This is a genomic window from Roseateles sp. (assembly GCF_036486225.1).
In the GTDB taxonomy this organism is placed as follows: Bacteria; Pseudomonadota; Gammaproteobacteria; order Burkholderiales; family Burkholderiaceae_C; genus Roseateles.
Window position 1 is genome coordinate 1 of sequence record NZ_DASVNZ010000205.1, and the last position, 14,315, is coordinate 14,315.

General features: G+C 69.3%; 12 protein-coding genes. 5 read left to right on the top strand and 7 right to left on the bottom strand.

All coding sequences use genetic code 11. The features are described 5' to 3' along the window. Positions 1-208: 208 nt before the first annotated feature. The 5 genes from VF536_RS14215 to VF536_RS14235 all read left to right on the top strand — a co-directional run bounded on the left by VF536_RS14215 (position 209) and on the right by VF536_RS14235 (position 5,475). Positions 209-991 (top strand): DUF4145 domain-containing protein, encoded by a 783-nt coding sequence (locus VF536_RS14215; RefSeq protein WP_331615512.1) that lies wholly within the window; start codon positions 209-211, stop codon positions 989-991. Between the two features lie 219 nt (positions 992-1,210). Continuing rightward, a complete protein-coding gene (locus VF536_RS14220) occupies positions 1,211-3,340 on the top strand; it encodes an acyl-CoA dehydrogenase (protein ID WP_331615513.1) in 2,130 nt (709 codons plus the stop codon). A 185-nt stretch (positions 3,341-3,525) separates the two neighbouring features. After that, positions 3,526-4,104 (top strand): hypothetical protein, encoded by a 579-nt coding sequence (locus VF536_RS14225; protein ID WP_331615514.1) that lies wholly within the window; start codon positions 3,526-3,528, stop codon positions 4,102-4,104. Next, entirely contained in the window at positions 4,094-4,399 is a 306-nt protein-coding gene (locus tag VF536_RS14230) for a hypothetical protein (RefSeq protein WP_331615515.1), read from the top strand. Before VF536_RS14225 ends, VF536_RS14230 begins: the two co-directional genes overlap by 11 nt. Positions 4,400-4,449: 50 nt before the next feature. After that, positions 4,450-5,475: an NAD-dependent epimerase/dehydratase family protein gene (locus tag VF536_RS14235; protein WP_331615516.1), complete on the top strand. Its 1,026-nt coding sequence runs from the start codon at positions 4,450-4,452 to the stop codon at positions 5,473-5,475. On the opposite strand, the gene VF536_RS14240 is transcribed toward VF536_RS14235, so the two are convergent. From VF536_RS14240 to VF536_RS14270, 7 genes are all read right to left on the bottom strand, one after another. Further along, positions 5,476-7,029, bottom strand: a complete 1,554-nt coding sequence (locus VF536_RS14240) for a methyl-accepting chemotaxis protein (RefSeq protein ID WP_331615517.1) — start codon at positions 7,027-7,029, stop codon at positions 5,476-5,478. 142 nt (positions 7,030-7,171) lie between these two features. After that, positions 7,172-9,244, bottom strand: a complete 2,073-nt coding sequence (locus VF536_RS14245; RefSeq protein WP_331615518.1) for a hypothetical protein — start codon at positions 9,242-9,244, stop codon at positions 7,172-7,174. A gap of 52 nt (positions 9,245-9,296) precedes the next feature. Further along, positions 9,297-9,980 carry a sulfate/molybdate ABC transporter ATP-binding protein gene (locus tag VF536_RS14250; RefSeq protein ID WP_331615519.1) on the bottom strand — a complete coding sequence of 228 codons (684 nt, stop codon included), beginning with the start codon at positions 9,978-9,980 and terminating at the stop codon, positions 9,297-9,299. Further along, complete coding sequence (modB, locus tag VF536_RS14255; protein ID WP_331615520.1) at positions 9,977-10,645, bottom strand: molybdate ABC transporter permease subunit; 669 nt, start codon at positions 10,643-10,645, stop codon at positions 9,977-9,979. The genes VF536_RS14250 and modB overlap by 4 nt, the downstream gene beginning before the upstream one ends. Before the next feature lie 53 nt (positions 10,646-10,698). Continuing rightward, positions 10,699-11,469, bottom strand: coding sequence for a molybdate ABC transporter substrate-binding protein (modA, locus tag VF536_RS14260; RefSeq protein ID WP_331615521.1), 771 nt, complete (start codon positions 11,467-11,469; stop codon positions 10,699-10,701). A 239-nt stretch (positions 11,470-11,708) separates the two neighbouring features. Then, entirely contained in the window at positions 11,709-12,032 is a 324-nt protein-coding gene (locus tag VF536_RS14265) for a ModE family transcriptional regulator (RefSeq protein ID WP_331615523.1), read from the bottom strand. Between the two features lie 116 nt (positions 12,033-12,148). Beyond that, entirely contained in the window at positions 12,149-14,281 is a 2,133-nt protein-coding gene (locus tag VF536_RS14270; protein ID WP_331615524.1) for a diguanylate cyclase domain-containing protein, read from the bottom strand. Between the last annotated feature and the right edge of the window lie 34 nt (positions 14,282-14,315).

Below are 14,315 nucleotides of genomic sequence, written 5' to 3' on the forward strand. Positions count from 1 at the left end.
AGCCCAATGCCGTGAGCAGTGCCGAGTTGGGCCACGACCCCACTCGCGTGCAGGACACAACTCAACCTCGTCCCGAGGGATCAAGCCCGCACGGGTGGGTCAAGGAGCGACACCGACGGCCTCATCCGGCGCGACACAGAATGCCTTGAACATCGGACAGCCCCAGAATCGCGTGGGACACTGAGTTCGTTAAGTTCACTCGCTACCTATGCCCGTTGACCGCAAGCTCGCAGCCGAGTCCATCAGCAAGGAGGCTTGCCCCCGGTGGAAATGCCCGTCTTGTAAGGCGGGACCATTCCGGCTTGAGAAGAACACGCTCCACTACGAGCTAGAGGGGCACCTTGAACTGGTGTGGCGAGAGGATTGGTTCGATCCCGCCACTCACGCGAAGTACCGCTTCACGGCCCTGCTGCGGTGCGCGAACGACCTGTGCCTTGAGGTCGCCTCAGTTGCCGGTCACGGCACCTCATTCGAAGCACCAGATGAGGACGCGAACCGAATGGACTATGCCGAGGAGTTCTTCCCAACGTACTTCAATCCTTCGCCGCCGCTCATAGATGTCCCTGAAGCGTGCCCTGAAGACGTTGCAACGCAACTCAAGCGCGCCTTCGTTGCTTCGTGGGGCGAGCCAGGTGCTGCGGCCGGGCGAGTCCGGATCGCGACGGAGCTCCTGCTGACGCACCTCAAGGTGCCGAAGACACAGCCGAAGCGCGCAGGCGGAAGAACGCGGCTGAACCTTCACCAGCGGATTGACGTGCTGCCTGCGAAGCATGCAGAGGTGCGGGAGGCATTGCTTGCTATCAAGTGGCTCGGGAACGCCGGAGCCCATGAGGCGGAGATGCCCCGCCACACGGTCTACGACGCGTTCGACATCCTGGAACTTGTGCTGAGGAAGCTCTACTCGAGGGACCAGGAGGCGGTGGAGCGCTTGGTCAAGGCGGTGAACAAGCGGAAGGGTTCCGCAGCCAAGAAGAGGAAGGCAGAACGGTGAGTCGGCGGGCTGCGCCTAGTGGGGGATCAGGATCCGCTGGTGATCTGCTACCACTTGGTTCTCCCGGAAAAGGACGTCGTTGCGTCGCGGCAGCAGATCGGACCACAGCGATCACTGCCAATGAAATCCCCTTTGGTAGGCCCTCGCGTCCTCGCGTCCTACGCGCGCATGCGCCCCAGGCTGACCTCCCCGCCGAACACGCGGATCTAGGCTCAGCCCATGGGACTGCATCGACTCATCGGGCGCCTGGCGATGGCGCCCTTCTCCAAGGCCTTGCCCGCGATGGGCGACACCGAACGGGCGGCCCTCGAGGCCGGCACGGTCGGCTTCGAAGGGCAGCTCTTCGCGGGCCGGCCCGACTTCGACGCGCTGATCGCGCAAGGCCCCAATCGCCTCACCGACGAAGAGCGTCGCTTCCTCGACCAGGAGGTGACCACGCTGGTCGGCATGCTGGACGACCACGCGATCGACGAGGCCGGCGACCTGCCGCCCGAGGTGTGGCAATACCTGCGCGAACACCGCTTCTTCGGGATGATCATTCCCAAGGCGTACGGCGGCCTGGGCTTCGGCCACTACGCGCACGCCGAGGTGGTGACCCGCATCGCCACCGTCAATACCGCCTGCGCGGTGACGGTGATGGTGCCCAACTCGTTGGGACCGGCCGAGTTGCTGCTGCGCTACGGCACGCCGGCCCAGCAGCAGCATTACCTGCCGCGCCTGGCCGATGGCCGCGAGCTGCCCTGCTTCGGCCTCACGTCGCCGCATGCCGGGTCGGACGCCGCTTCCATCCCCGACCGCGGCGTGCTCACCGAACGCGAGATCGACGGCCGGACCGTGCGCGGCTTCAGCGTGCGTTTCGACAAGCGCTACATCACGCTCGCGCCGGTGGCGAGCGTGGTGGGCCTGGCCTTCCAGGCGATCGATCCCTCGCGGCCCGAGGGTCAGCAGGAACTGGGCATCACCTGTGCGTTGCTGCCGGTGCCGACGCCCGGCATGGAGATCGGCCGCCGCCATCATCCGATGGACTCGGCCTTCATGAACGGGCCGATCCGCGGCGAGGACGTCTTCGTGCCCATGGACTGGGTGATCGGCGGCGAAGAGCGCGTCGGCCAGGGCTGGCGGATGCTGATGGAATGCCTGGCCGCCGGCCGCGCCATCTCGCTGCCGGCGCTGGGTGCGGCGATGCAGCAGACCGCGTTGTTTGTCGTCAACGGCTACGGGCAGGTGCGCGAGCAGTTCGGCCTGCCCATCGGGCGTTTCCACGCAATCGCCGGCATCACCGCGCAGATGGCCGCGCGGCTCTACGCGACCGACGCCGCGCGGCGCTACACCGCCGCGGCGCTCGATGCCGGCGAGCAGCCCAGCGTCGCCAGCGCGATCCTCAAGGTGCAGCTCACCGAAGCAGGCCGTCGCGCGGTCAACGACGGCATGGACGTGCTCGGGGGCAAGGGCATCATCGCCGGGCCGCGCAACCTGCTGGGCGTGGCCTACCGCCACGCGCCCATCGCCATCACGGTGGAAGGCGCCAACCTGCTGTCGCGGGCACTGATCATCTTCGGCCAAGGCGCGACACGCTGCCATCCCTTCGTGCTGGAGGAGATGAAGGCCGTGCAGGCCAAGGACGATGAGCGACTGGGCCGCGCCCTGGCCGGTCACGTCGGCCATGTGATGCGCAATCTCTGGCGCAGCCTGGCGCACGCGCCGCTGCGCGGGCAGCCGCCGGCCGACCTGCGCGCGGAAGCGACGCTCATCGCCTCGCTGTCGGCCCGCTACGCGCTCACCGCCGATCTGGCGATGGGGCTGCTGGGGGGCAAGCTCAAGCGCATGGAGCTGTTGTCCGCGCGCCTGGGTGACGTGCTCGCAGCGCTTTACCTCGCCGCTGCCTGCGTGTGGCGCTACCAGGTCGAGAACGACCCGGCGACGCTGCCGGTGGCGCGTGCCGCGATCCGCCTGCAGCTGCACGAGGCCGCCACGCTGCTGCGCGAGCTCTACGCCAACCTGCCTTCCCGTCTCCTGCGAGCGATGGCGCCGATGTTCCTGCACGGCACCGGCCACCTCGCGCCGCTGCGCGACCGCGAGGCCATCGCCCTGGCCGACGCGTTGCGCACGCAGCCTGCGCTGGTGCAACGACTGTGCCCCGATGTCTCGCGCCCGAAGCGCGGCGGCCTGCTCGACCTGATGCGCGCGCTAGACGCGGCTCGCGCGTTGGGTGACGAGGTGCCGGAGCTCAACAAGGCGCTGCGCCGCTCCGGTTCACTGGAGACGGTGGCGCGCGGCGCGCGCAGTCCGGAAGCGGCGCTCGCCTACCTGAGGGCCGCCGAAGAGGTGATCCGGGTCGACGAGGACTGAACGCCGGGCGCACCTCTCCCCCATCGGCAGGCCCACCGATACGCAAATTCGCTCATGCGGGTGCCGCCATTTGTGCGATTGCTCCGGGAACGGATTTCCCTAGAGTTCCTCACCTCTGCTCCAGCGCGACCGGCCAGGTCATCGCCTCGCTGGAGCTGGCTTCACGCCCGCCAAGAGGTCTTCGGATGGAACTGCTCAAAGAGAACTGGATCAGGCTCGCCTATGGCGCTGCCAGCGTCGGCATCGTGTGGGCCGCTTATCACTTCCGCATCGAGGTCCTGTCGGACAAGGACGCCTTCGACCGCTTCAGCTACATCGGCGGTGTCGCGACCTTCATCGGCCTGCTGATCACGGTGTCCGAGGTCCTGCAGGCGATCAGCATTTCCAAAGGCATCCGCGCCGAAGCGCGTGCGTTGCTGGCCGAGGCACGGAAGGTCGATCGCGCAGCACTCCTGAGCGAGTGCCTGTTGTTGATCGATCGCGTCAACGACGACCTCATCGACAACCGGAGGTCCACAGCCCTGCAATGCGTCCAGCAGGCCCGACGGTCCTTCCTGCGGGCCCTGCCGCCTGGCCCTGAGACCGACGAGCTGTCCTCCGGGCTCGTGGGACTTGAGGCGCATCTTCAAGACGCCATCCGATCCAACGATCGAGATGAACGTCTCTCCAAACGCGTTCTTACCGACATCCAGGAGCGTTCCCTGGATGTGAAGCAAGGCCTTGAACAACTGATATCCGGAAGGAGCAAACCTCATGTTTCCTGAGAAGGTCCGACACTTTGTGTCCGAGCTCGTGCAGCGCACCGAAGCCGGAGAACTCCCTTGGACGTACGACTATTTCGACGCTGTCTTCTGCACGGCAAAAAACTTCTCCGCGAGGCTGCTCTTCTCCCAGAACTCGCGGGAGTCCTGTACCCAGTTCGTCCTGGTTTATCGCGACGCCGAAGACAACCTCTACGACTTCTGCGTCACAAGCCTTGCCAATGACATCACCGACTATCACCTCGCGAAGCAACTTTTCGACACGGCACGCGCCAGCGGGATGGCGCTCCCGTTCTGACATCCCGAAAGTTGGACACTGAGGTCACTCCCTCCAAGCAACAGAACGCCATGCGCCTCCTCATCCTCGGCGGCACCGTCTTCCTCGGCCGCCATGTCATTGACGCCGCGCTGGCGCGCGGCCACACGGTCGCTATGCTGAATCGCGGGCGGCACGGCCCGGGTCTGTTTCCCGAGGTCGAGCGCCTCATCGGCGATCGCGACGGCGACATGAGCGCCCTGCGCGGCCGCGAATTCGATGCGGTAATCGACTGCAGCGCGTTCAACCCCGCGCAGATCGAGCGCACCATCGCCGCGCTCGACACGGGAACGCCGCATGTCGTGCTCGTGTCCTCGATTTCAGCGTACGGCGTGTTCCCGCCGCATCGTGCCTTCGACGAATCGACGCCGCTGGCTGACGGCAACGAGGGCTACGGGCCGTTGAAGGCCCGCGCCGAGGAGGCGCTCGCCCGCGCCCTGCCCGATCGGCACGCGATCGTGCGGCCGGGGCTGATCGTCGGGCCACATGACCCGACCGGCCGATTCACGTATTGGCCGACGCGCGTCGCGCGCGGCGGCGAGATCCTCGCGCCTGGCCGGCCCGAGCGGCCGGTGCAGGTCATCGATGTCCGCGACCTCGCCGCGTTCTGCGTGGCGCTTGCAGAGTCGCGCACCACCGGCGCATTCAACGCAGTCGGACCACAGCTGCCGATGCAGGAGCTGCTCGAGGCTTGCGTGCAGGCCGCGCCGGACGGCGATGCCCGCTTCACCTGGAAGCCGGACGCCATGCTGCTCGTGCTCGGCGTGGCGCCGTGGACGGGGCTGCCTCTGTGGCTGCCCGAGGAGGACCCGAGCTACGGCGGCATGCTGCTCGGCGACGCGTCCTGCGCCGTTGCCGCGGGCCTCACGACCCGCTCGATCCAGGCAACGGCTGCAGACACGCTGGCCTGGGCGAAGGCGCCGCGCGAGGCGGGCTGGGAAACCAGCAAGCTCGTCGCGACGTTGGCGCCCGAGCGCGAGGCCGAGATCCTCGCCGGCCGCTCCGCCACGGACCGCCCGAGCGGCCCGGGCGGCGCCGTTCACATCAGATCAACCTGATCAGTTCAGCCTGAACACCGCGATCGCGGTCGACAGGCGCGTCGACTGGTCCTTGAGGCTTTCCGCCGCCGACGCGGCCTCCTCGACGAGCGCCGCGTTCTGCTGCGTCATCTGGTCCAGCTGACCCACGGCGGCGTTCACCTGGTTGATGCCGTCGCTCTGCTCCTGCGACGCCGCGCGGATCTCGGCAATGATGTCCGTGACCCGCTGCACGCTGGTCACGATGTCGGTCATCGTCGTGCCCGCATCGCTGACCAGTCGCGATCCGGATTCCACCCGCTCCACGCTGGTGGCGATCAGCGTCTTGATCTCCTTGGCCGCCTGCGCGCTGCGCTGCGCCAGCGAGCGCACCTCGCTCGCCACCACCGCAAAGCCTCGGCCCTGCTCGCCCGCCCGCGCCGCTTCCACCGCCGCGTTCAGCGCCAGGATGTTGGTCTGGAAAGCGATGCCGTCGATGGTGCCGATGATGTCCGCGATGCGCCGCGAGCTGTCGCTGATCTCGCCCATCGTCGCCACGACCTGTCCCATCACTGCGCCGCCGCGCTGGGCGGTTTCCGCCGCGGAACCGGCCAGTTGATTGGCCGTCGTCGCCGCGTCCGCCGTCTGCCGCACCGTGCCCGTCAGCTGCGTCAGCGACGCCGCCGCCTGCTGCAGGTTGGAGGCCGTCTGCTCCGTGCGCGCCGACAGGTCCATGTTGCCCGTGGCGATTTCCGCGCTCGCTGTACCGATGCTGTCCGTCGAGCCGCGCACTTCGCCGATCAGGCGCACCAGCGCGCCCTGCATCTCGCTCAGCGAGCGCAACAGCTGACCCGTCTCGTCACCGCCCGACGTCTCGATGCGACCCGTCAGGTCGAAGCGCGCGATCGCATCGGCCACTTCCGCCGCCTGGGCAAGCGGGCGCGTGATCGATCGCGTCAGCCACACCGCCAAGGCGCCGCCCGCCGCCAGCGCGACCAGGCCGAACACCACCAAGGCGGTCCGTGCCCGCGCATTGGTTTCCGCCAGCGCCTTCAGCGCCGTGTCGAGCTGATCCCGCTGCTGCTGCGCGATCACGCGGATGCTCTCCAGATAGGCGGCGGCCGCCGGCTTGAACTGCTCGTCGAAGAGCTGCTTCGCCCGCGCCGGATCGCCTTGTTTCTTCGCCTCGGTGATGGTGTCGCGCACCTTGATGTAGCCCTTGCGGAGCTCGATCACGCGGTCGAAGGCGGCGCGTTCCTCCGGCGAGTTGAGCAGCTTGTCCATCCGCCCCTGCAACTCCGTCGACGACTTCGTCGATTCCGCCGCCTGCTCGGCGAAGAAGGTCGCCAAGGCCGGATCGGCGCTCACCGCGATCGCCGTCGTGCGCGTGCCGCCGTTGAAGACGTTGCGGTACCAGTCCGAGGCCACCCGCTCGGTGACGATGGTCTCCTGGTACATCGACTCCGTCTGCGCCGCCACGCGGCTCAGCCCCAGATAACCCATCGCCGATCCGATCAGCGCAATCACCAGTACCAGGGCCTGGACCAGCCCCAACCGCCGGCCGATGGATCCCCGGACGTTCGTGTTGGACATCATGTTCGTTCTCCTCGACACCGGTCCGAAGGGAGATCGGACCTGCGGTGCGGCGCGATGTTGTCACCGGTACCGTACACCGATATCAAGTCGCCGTTAAGACGCATCGGCCCTGTGGAATGCTTGGCAGAGGCGTGGGCGATCTTCAGATCCGAGGGGTCAGCCGCACCTGCGGGATCGGCTTGAGCGAGCCCACGTCCAAGGTGCGCGGCTGGCCCGACAGCTTGCGCGGCGTCGCGGCGCCGATGGCGTCCAGGCCGGTGAGGAAACGCGCCGCCTCGGCCCGCATCGCCGACGAGCGCTGGTAGCGCGTGTCCGTGTCGAGCAGCACCAGCCAGTCCGCCGGCGTCCCCTTCCCCGTCCTCGTGCTCCAGCCCATCGCCGACGCCAGCCCGACCGTCGCGGGTTGCATCACGCCGAGGAAGGTCGTCAGCCGGGCGCGCCGATGGTTATCCCAACCCGCGCCGCCCTCGGCGCCCGACGGATGGAAACGCGCGATCAGGCGCTGCGCCGCCAAGCCGCCGGCCTCCGCCAGCGCGGCGATCGTGCCGGCGGGCATCGTCAGGTTGAGCCCGCCCTCGTCGGACTTCTGGCTGATCTGGACGATGCGGTCGCGGAAGCCCGGCGTCGGGAACAGGATCTCGTCGCGCCAGTTCTGCATCGTGCCGACGATGCTTCCCAGGAAACCGGCCAGCCCCGCCAGCGGCGCCTTCTCGCGCGCATCCGGCGCGCGCTGCTCCCAGCCGTCGACGAGATCGGGCTCCGGCCAGTAGCGCAGGCGGCCGCCGCGATCGTCCTCCGGCAGGTAGATCCGTCCGCCGTCGTTGCCCGCATCCCCCGGCTCGATCGTATGGTCCGGATGCGGGCGCTTCAGGTTGATGGCGAACGTCGGATGCCGCGGCAACATCGCGTCGAACAGGTGCAGCGGCATGTTGCTGCCGATGCCGCCGTCCGAGAACCAGATCCGCGTCGCCCGCAGCCGCAGGCGGCGACGCTCCTCGGCCGTCGCCGCGGCGCGGACCGCCGCCTGCGTGCGCTGGTTGGCGGTGCGCGACCAGTCCACCGCGTACAGCGGCACGGCCGACAACAGCAGCGGGAAGCTCAGGCTCATCCGGATCGCGACCACCACCGGCAGGTCGCCGTGCCGCGGCAGCGGCCGCAGTTCGCGACCTTGGGCGCTCTCGATCACCGGACCGTCATGCCCGCCGCCGAACGGCGCCGCCAACGCCGCCATCACCGCCGGCGGAAACAGCCGCGACCACTCGAGCGGGTCGTAATAGAACATCGGCGTCCCGGGCCGGAACGGGATGCTGTAGACCATCTGCTGGCTGACCGCGCTCGTGATCACCTCGAGGTTGATGCGGCGCGTCGCCGGGTCCGGTCCCCACAGGTCCCCGAAGCTCAGCGGCGGCCCGTCGACGCTCTTTCCGGCCAGCTCATTGAAGTAGCCATGCAACCAGTCGGTGAGCGCGGTCTGCTCGCGCCACTCACCCGACTCACGGGGCTCGCCACGCGCGACCGGCCCCGGTTGCGTCAAACCGCTGCACAGGCCGTAGCCGTTGTCCTTGAGCCCACGGAGCAGGCTCCTGGCGAAGAGCGCCAGCACCGTACCGAGCATCGCAGCCGTCACGAGCGCGACGATCACCGCGATCCCCACGACGGCGACCAGCTTCTGCCAGGGTCCGGCGCTCCCATCGGACGCGATCAGCTGGAAATACGGGACCAACAGCGCCGCACCGACCGCGGCGATCGCCACGGCGGCGACGCCATGCATCGCCACCATCCCGCCGATGACCGACGCCACCGCCGCGCCCGTCGGCTTGCCGAGCGCCCGCGTCAGCACGTCGAAGTGGCGGCGCAGCGCGGGGACCGGCTGGAAGAGCGTGAACAGCCGGCTGCGACCGGGGCCAGGTCTTGCGCCCGGAAACTCGGCGCCCAGTTCCTCCGGCAGGCGGGCCAGCCGCTCGAACGCGCCGGCATGGCCGCGCTGGCGGCCGAGCTCCGCCGCGGCGCTGGCGCCGGCCGCGATCGCGCCCGCCGAGGTGCCGCCGATGTTCTTGAACCGGTATCGGTCGGACAGCCCGGCCACCAGCCGCGGATAGATCACGCCGCTGGTGACGCCGCCCTTCATGACGAGGTCGCAATGGCTGACCTCGCCGACCCCCGTCCCGGCCTCCGGTCCTGGTCCGGTGCCGGGTCTTGCCTCTGACTGCCGCATGTCGTCGCTCTCCATGACCCCTGATTCTCAGGGGGCCCGGCGACCACCGCTGTCAGGATCGTTCGGACTCGATGTCGCGGACGACGCCGTCACGCAGCATCACGCGACGGTCGCCGAAGCGCGCCAGGTCCTCAGGGTCGTGCGTGATCATCAGCATCGGCACGCCGACGCGCTCGAGCAGGGTGTCCAGCTCCGCGCGCATGCGGCCGCGCAGGTCCGGATCGAGCGCGGAGAACGGCTCGTCGAGCAGCAGCGCGCGCGGCTCGTTCACCAGCGCGCGGGCCAGCGCGGTGCGCTGGCGCTGGCCGCCGGACAGCTGGTGCGGCCGTTGCTGCGCGACGCGTTCCAGCTCGAAGGCCTGGATCCAGCGGTCGACCGCCTCGCCGCCCTCGTGGCGCGAGGGATTGCGCCAGCCGCGCTTCAGCGCGAAGGCGATGTTCTGCCGCACCGTGAGCTGCGGGAACAGCGCGTAGTCCTGGAACAGGTACCCCAGCCGCCGCTCACGGGCCGGCACGTCGATGCGCGACGCGCTGTCGAAGACCGGATGGCCGTCGATGTAGATCGTGCCCTCGTCGGGCTTGAGCAGGCCCGCGATGGCCTGGAGCGTGAGGCTCTTGCCGGCGCCCGACGGCCCGTAGATCACCGTCCGCCGCGTGTCGGTGCTGAAGGCGACATCGAGCTCGAAACGACGCCCGCCGCCGTCGACGTGCTTGCGGATACGGACCTCGAAGCTCATGCGGCGCTCCTCGGTCCGGCCAGACGGCCGGCGGCCAGCAGCACCACGATGCAGGTCAGCGACACGATCAGCACCAGCAGATTGGCCGTGTCGTCCTGACCGGCCTGCACCGCCTCGTAGACGGCGACGGACAGCGTCTGCGTCTTGCCCGGGATGCTGCCGGCGACCATCAGCGTCGCGCCGAACTCGCCCAGCGCGCGGGCGAAGGCCAGCAGCACGCCGGCCAGCACGCCGCGCCAGGCCATCGGCAGCGTCACGCGGAAGAACAGCGCCCATTCACTGAGGCCGAGCACCCGTCCGGCGCGCTCCAGCTGCGGATCGACGCCCTCGAACGCAGCCCGCGCGGACTTCATGACGAGGGGAAAGGCGACGATGGTCGCGGCGATCACGGCGCCCTGCCAGGTGAAGATCAGATTGATGCCGAAGGTGTCCCACAGCCACGCGCCCAGCCAGCCGCGCTTGCCGATGACGACCAGCAGGTAGTAGCCGAGCACCGTCGGCGGCAGCACCATCGGCAGCGTCAGGATGGCGTCGAGCAGCTCGCGCCCCGGGAAGCGCAGGCGCGCGAGCGCGAAGCCCGCGGCCACGCCGAGCACCAGGTTGAGCGCGGTCGCCCAGCCGGCGACCTTCAGCGACAGCGCGAGCGCGATCCAGGCAGATTCCACGAGGGGCGGCGCTCCTCAGTCCAACGTCGTCAGCCGATCAGCCGGTCGGCCGTTCAGGGCTTCTGGAAGCCGTACTTGGCCAGCACTGCCTGGCCGGCGGCCGAGGCCACGAAGTCCAGGAACTGCTTGCCGCCGTCGACGTTCGTGCCGCCGTTGGTGACGGCGATCGGGTAGGAGATCGGCGTCTCGGTCGGCACGCTGAACAGGATGCGGACCTTGTCCTTCAGCACGAAGGCGTCGGTCGCGTAGACGAAGCCGGCTTCGGTCTCACCGCGCGAGACGTAGTCCAACGCCTGGCGCACGTTCTGCGCATAGACCGCCTTCGGTTCGAGGGCGGTCCACAGGTTGGCCTTCTCCAACGCGGCCTTCGTATAGCGGCCGGCGGGCACGCCCTCGGGCTTGCCGATGGCGATGCGCTTGACGGCGGGCTGCTGCAGCTCGGCCAGCGACTTCAGCGCCACGCCGTTCTCCACCGGCGTGATCACGACCAGCGCGTTGCTGACGAAGTTGCGTCGCGTGCCGTCGACCAGCAGCTTCTGCTGCTGGGCCTTGTCCATCGTTTCCTGGTCGGCCGAGGCGAACACGTCCACCGGTGCGCCCTTGGCGATCTGTGCGAGCAACGCGTCCGACGCGGCGAAGTTGAACTGGACCTTGGTCCCGGGATGCGCCGCTTCGAAGGCAGGCGCCAGTTCCTTGAACGCATTGGTCAGGCTGGCGGCGGCGGAGACCGTCACGTCGGCGGCCTGCGCAAGGCCTGCGGCCATCAGTGCGAGGGTCAACACCGCGGCGCGGCGAGCGATCTGGACAGGGCGAATCGAGCGCATGGCGAGTCCCTCGAAGGGTGGACACAAAGGAGGCTCGCAATATATCCCAGGATATTGCGCCGCACGACGCTCGAACAAGGGCTGCCACGCAGCGCGCACGGCCATGCTGCGAAGGCCGAGGCCCGAGAACCTGGGTGTCTCGACGCCGGCGGCGCCGGTGCCCCTTGGAGCGAATTCCGAGCGGCGAGGTGGAGATTGAGCGGAAAGGGGCACCGGCGCTGCCGGCGTCCGCGCTGCTGTCAGGAGGCGAGCAGCTTGAGCAACTGCTTGATGTCGGGCTTGCACGCCGCGAGCGCCGTGTCCTCGATCTGCCGATAGAGCGAGACCAGCGCCCGGCCGGACTCGGTGAGCGCGCTCCCGCCGCCCTTGGCGCCGCCGGCGGCGGTGGCCACGGCGGGTTCCTTCAGTGCCTTGTTGGTTTCGTCGATCAGCAGCCAGGCGCGGCGATAGGACATGTCCAGCGACTTCGCCGCCGCGGTGATCGAGCCGGTCTCGTCGAGCGCTTCCAGCAGCGCGATCTTGCCGGGGCCGATGGCGATGACATCGCCGACGGTGACGCGCATGCGGAGCTTGAGCGTTGGCTTGAGCGACGGCTGGGGCGTGGAGGGGGCGGGAGTCGAACGGGCAACCATGGCTGCATTACACCCGATGCCGCATTCGACGCCGCACCCGTTGTTCCTCAGTCCGCCAGGCGCCAGCAGCCCCGCCCGGCCGCCTTGGCCGCATAGAGCGCGTCGTCCGCCCGGCCGAGCAGGGTCACGTCGCCCTCCGTCCCGCCGCCATGGCAGGCGATGCCGATGCTGGTCGTGAGCCGCAGATCCTGCCCCTGCAGCGTCAGCGGCGCCTGCACCGTGTCGAGCACCTTCTGGGCCACCACCGTCGCCTCCAGCGGCGTGTGCAGGTTCTCGAGGATCAGCACGAACTCGTCGCCGGCCAGCCGGCAGAGCTGGTCGGTCTCCCGGATCGCCCCGCGCACGCGGTCGGCGAAGGCGCGCAGCACCACGTCCCCGGCCGCATGGCCCAGCGAATCGTTGATCTGCTTGAAGTGGTCCAGGTCCATGAACATCAGCGCCATCGTGCGCTGGTTGCGCCGCGTGCGGGCGATCGCTTCCGACAGGCGGGACTCGAACTGGCGCCGGTTCGGCAACCCGGTCAGCGGGTCCACGCGGCTGAGCTGGTCCAGCTCCCGTTCGACCTGCTTGAACGGCGTGATGTCGGTCGCCAGCGTGTAGACGCCGGCCACGCTGCCGTCGGGGCGCAGGTCGGGCACGTACTCCGCCAGCATGTCCCGCACCACGCCATTGGCCTCCGATCGCGTCTCGAAACGCTGCCGAACGCCCGCCAGCGCCGCCTTCAGGAAGGGCTGCCGCTGCGCATGCAGCACCGGGCCGACGACCTCCAGCAAGGTGCGCCCCAGCGCCTCCTCCGGCGTCATGCCCATCCAGGTCCGGAAGGTCGCATTGAGGAAGCGCAGGCGCTCCTCCGCGTCGATGTAGGAGATCAGTACCGGCAGGTTGTCCGCGATCGTGCGCAGCCGGCGCTCGCTCGCTTCGTGGCGCAGCACCGCGTCATGCAGCTCCAGCGTGCGCGCCTCGACGCGCAGCTCCAGCGAGGCGTTCAGCTCCGCCAGCGAGCGGTCCTGCGCGGCCTGCCGGTGCGCCAGGTCGGTCAGCGCGTGCGACAGCACCGCCGCCTCGCGGTACCCGCCGACGATGGGGAGCGCGTCCTCGCTCAGGTGACGGCGTTGCGCGATCGCGTCGGCCAGTTCGTTCAGCGGCCGGCTCATGCGCCGCGCCAGCCACCAGCTCAGCGGCACCGCCGCCGCCAGCAGCAGGATCGCGCTGAGCACGATCTGCCGGCGCAGCCCGTAGTAGTCCGACAGCGCCACCGCCACCGGCTGCCGCACCAGCACCGTCCAGCCCAGGCCCGGGTACAGGCCGTAGCCCTGGCTCGGCACGCTGACGGCGAAGTAGTCGACGCCGTCGGCCTCGTGATGACGCAGGCCCTGGCCGTGCTCGGTGCCGATCGGCATCTTCTTTCCCTCGAGGTCCGAGGGCCCCAGGATCACCACGCCGTCCTTGCCCAGGACCAGCGCGTCGGCCTGATGGGACGACATCGTCGCGTCGATCAGCTCGCTCTTGATCTGGCGCGCCCAGCCCCAGCTCAGGTGCACGCCGAAGACGCCCTGCAGCTGCCCGCGGTGGTCGAGCAGCGGGATCGCGAAGTCGACGAAGCGCCAGGGCTCGTTCTGGCGCGGCAGCAGTTTTTCCAGCAGCAGCGCCGCGTGCACGTCGCCGACGAAGGGCTGCCCGCCCTTCGCGCCCTGCCACCACGGGCGCTTGGAGACGTCGACGCCGTCCAGCAGCCCGCCGGCCGCGGCCAGGACCCGGCCCTGTCCGTCGGTCACGCCCAGCCACGCGAAGTGGTCGAAACCGACCTGCACCTGATCGAGTGCGCGGCGCATCGTCTCGGGGTCGTCGAAGCGGCGGAAGGGCTCCAGCTGGGCCAGCACCCGGACTTCCTTGAACTGCTGCGCCATGCCGCGGTCCAGCGCGTCGCGGAAGTCGACCGCGACCTGGCGCAGCGACTCCACCGCGCGGCGCTCGGCATGGGCGCGGGCGAAGTTCTCGATCAGCAGCGCGGAGATCAGCAGCGCCGCCGCCACCGCCGACAGCACCATCGCCGTGAGCCAGCGGCCCAGCGAGGCGCGCGAGCCGCGCGGCGGGACGAAGCCGTCGGCGCCCGCGGCGCCGGTTCCCTGAGGACCGCCGGGGGCTGGGGGCGACGGCAGGACCTGGGTGTTGTCGTGCATCCGCGCATTTGTAGCGAGAGCCGGCCCGGCCCGC

Bases quoted from the DNA above. Each gene is read 5' to 3' on its own strand.
- modA (WP_331615521.1), bottom strand. From the start codon at position 11,469: ATGCGCTCGATTCGCCCTGTCCAGATCGCTCGCCGCGCCGCGGTGTTG.
- VF536_RS14230 (WP_331615515.1), top strand. From the start codon at position 4,094: ATGTTTCCTGAGAAGGTCCGACACTTTGTGTCCGAGCTCGTGCAGCGC.
- VF536_RS14245 (WP_331615518.1), bottom strand. From the start codon at position 9,244: ATGCGGCAGTCAGAGGCAAGACCCGGCACCGGACCAGGACCGGAGGCC.
- VF536_RS14265 (WP_331615523.1), bottom strand. From the start codon at position 12,032: ATGCGCGTCACCGTCGGCGATGTCATCGCCATCGGCCCCGGCAAGATC.
- VF536_RS14250 (WP_331615519.1), bottom strand. From the start codon at position 9,980: ATGAGCTTCGAGGTCCGTATCCGCAAGCACGTCGACGGCGGCGGGCGT.
- VF536_RS14220 (WP_331615513.1), top strand. From the start codon at position 1,211: ATGGGACTGCATCGACTCATCGGGCGCCTGGCGATGGCGCCCTTCTCC.
- VF536_RS14270 (WP_331615524.1), bottom strand. From the start codon at position 14,281: ATGCACGACAACACCCAGGTCCTGCCGTCGCCCCCAGCCCCCGGCGGT.
- VF536_RS14215 (WP_331615512.1), top strand. From the start codon at position 209: ATGCCCGTTGACCGCAAGCTCGCAGCCGAGTCCATCAGCAAGGAGGCT.
- VF536_RS14235 (WP_331615516.1), top strand. From the start codon at position 4,450: ATGCGCCTCCTCATCCTCGGCGGCACCGTCTTCCTCGGCCGCCATGTC.
- VF536_RS14225 (WP_331615514.1), top strand. From the start codon at position 3,526: ATGGAACTGCTCAAAGAGAACTGGATCAGGCTCGCCTATGGCGCTGCC.
- VF536_RS14240 (WP_331615517.1), bottom strand. From the start codon at position 7,029: ATGATGTCCAACACGAACGTCCGGGGATCCATCGGCCGGCGGTTGGGG.